This window comes from Streptomyces sp. NPDC054847 (genome assembly GCF_053610925.1).
Genome location: NZ_JBSGZJ010000691.1, coordinates 1 through 2,301 on the forward strand (window position 1 = coordinate 1; position 2,301 = coordinate 2,301).

Genomic DNA, 2,301 nt, shown 5'->3' on the forward strand with positions numbered 1-2,301 from the left:
GCCCCTCACCGTCCTACGGTGAGGGGCTCCGTGCGTGTACGGTCTCAATCCGGTACTCCCGGGTGGGGGACACCCGTGCCTTGAGGGCTCAGGGGGAGAGTGGGCGGGGGAAAGAGGAAGCATCATGTCGAAGGTTCCAGGATGGCTCGGCCGGGTGGGCGCCGGGCTGACCCGGATGGGAGAGCGTCTGGAGGAGCGCCGCAACGAGGGCGCCCCGGACGCCGACGACGAGCTGCCCGGGGCGCCGCGGCTCCCCGAGAGCGTTCCCCCGCCGCCGGCCTACGCGCCGGACGTGCCCGCGAAGCCCGACCCGGTCGCCGCCATCCCCTGGGGGATGCGCGTCGCGGCGGAGGCGGGCTGGCGGCTGCTCGTACTGGCGGGCACCCTCTGGGTGTTGATGCGGGCGATCAGCGCCGTGCAGCTGGTGGTGCTGGCGTTCGTGGCGTCCCTGCTCGTCACCGCGATGCTTCAGCCGACCGTCGCCCGGCTGTGCAGACTGGGCCTCCCGCGGGGCTTCGCCACCGCCGTGACGGCGATCCTCGGCTTCGTCATCATGGGCCTGGTCGGCTGGTTCGTGGTGTGGCAGGTGATGGACAACCTGGACAACCTCTCCGACCGTGTCCGGGACGGCATCGATGAGCTGAAGCGCTGGCTCCTCGACAGCCCGTTCCATGTGACGGAGAGCCAGATCAACGACATCGCGGAGAACCTCAGCGACACCATCGGCACCAACACCGAGGAGATCACCACGGCCGGTCTCCAGGGTGTGAGCGTGATGGTCGAGGTGCTCACCGGGATACTGCTGGCGATGTTCTCCACGCTGTTCCTGCTGTACGACGGCAGGCGCATCTGGGAGTGGGTGCTCAAACTCGTCCCCGCGCAGGCGCGGCCGGGGGTCGCCGGTGCCGGACCGCGTGCTTGGCGCACCCTGACCGCGTACGTCCGCGGGACGGTGATAGTGGCACTGATCGACGCGATCTTCATCGGCCTCGGGATCTACTTCCTCGACGTGCCGCTGGCCGTGCCGCTCGCCGTGTTCATCTTCCTCTTCGCCTTCATCCCCCTGGTCGGCGCGGTGGTCTCCGGCGCTCTCGCGGTGGTCGTCGCGCTGGTCACCCAGGGCGTGTTCACGGCGCTCATGGTGCTGGTCGTCGTCCTCGCCGTCCAGCAGATCGAGGGTCATGTGCTGCAGCCGTTCATCCTGGGCCGCGCGGTGCGGGTGCACCCGCTCGCCGTGGTGCTCGCCGTGGCCTGCGGTGGTCTGACCGCCGGCATCGGCGGCGCGGTCGTGGCGGTCCCGCTCGTCGCAGTGACCAACACGGTCGTCGGTTATCTGCGGGTGTACGGCAGGGAACAGGCACTGCGTAACTCCCCGCAGCCGCACGGCTCGACGTCCCTCGACGCGGCGGCGGCGACGGCCGCCGCGGAGGAGTCCCCGCAGGCGCGGAACCGGACACCGGAGGAGTCGGAGTGATCTCGGAACCGGAGCTCGTGCCGGAGGGGTACTTCGGCGCGGCCGAGCTCCCCGGACAGCGCGTCGCCGCCGATGACGTGGTGACGGAGGACCAGGGCCCCGGCGGTCCGCGCCGCGCCCGTCCCGGCTGGCTGTGGGCACTCGGCGGTGCGGTCGTCGCGTCGGCGGTGTGGGCGGGCGGCCTGTACGCGTACTCCAGCGCCGAACCGGACCTGGGGGGATACCGCGCGAGCCGGAACCTGTGCCTGGACGCGGAATTGAGCGCGCTGACGGCCGCGATCGGCGAGCGGGTGGACCAAGGCTCGGCATGGCGCAGTGCGCACGAGAGCCTCGACGACGTGTCGTGCTACATCGAGATGACGCCGCAGGGGTACGAACTCCCGACCGACGAGGACGGGAACGAGCTGGGCTCGCTGCCGAGCGTCTCCGTGGGGTACACCCTGCACAAGAAGACCGACCCCGGCCCCGAGTTCGAGGGCACGATGGCGGCCCGGCACTCAGCGGTCGAGGACACGGCCGTGGACGACGCAGCCGTGGACGACGCGGCGGCGGACGACGCGGCGGTGGACGAGACGGCACTGCGTCGCGTCGACGGTCTCGGTGAACTGGCCTTCGTCGTCCGGGACAGCGGCGGCATCACCCTGGAGGTGCTGGACGGCCAGGCGGTGCTCTCCATGTCAACCAGCAGCGACTGGGACGCCGAAACCGGCGAGCCGCTCACCGACGTGAGCGACTTCGAGCCGCTGATGATCGAGGACATGAGGGCGCTGATGGCCCGGCTGAAGAGCTGACGGCACACGGAAGGGCCCCGCCGACCGTTTCCGGTC

2 protein-coding genes are annotated in these 2,301 nt (G+C 70.8%); both read left to right on the forward strand.

Going from position 1 to position 2,301, the window contains the following annotated elements; genetic code table 11:
* Nucleotides 1–124 precede the first annotated feature (124 nt).
* Nucleotides 125–1,474 carry an AI-2E family transporter gene (locus ACWGH4_RS34300; RefSeq protein WP_453467719.1) on the forward strand — a complete coding sequence of 450 codons (1,350 nt, stop codon included), beginning with the start codon at nt 125–127 and terminating at the stop codon, nt 1,472–1,474.
* Nucleotides 1,471–2,265 (forward strand): hypothetical protein, encoded by a 795-nt coding sequence (locus ACWGH4_RS34305; protein WP_453467721.1) that lies wholly within the window; start codon nt 1,471–1,473, stop codon nt 2,263–2,265. The genes ACWGH4_RS34300 and ACWGH4_RS34305 overlap by 4 nt, the downstream gene beginning before the upstream one ends.
* Nucleotides 2,266–2,301 lie beyond the last annotated feature (36 nt).

What these genes read in the sequence shown, in the direction of transcription:
- ACWGH4_RS34300 (WP_453467719.1), top strand. Translation starts at nt 125, where the DNA reads ATGTCGAAGGTTCCAGGATGGCTCGGCCGGGTGGGCGCCGGGCTGACC.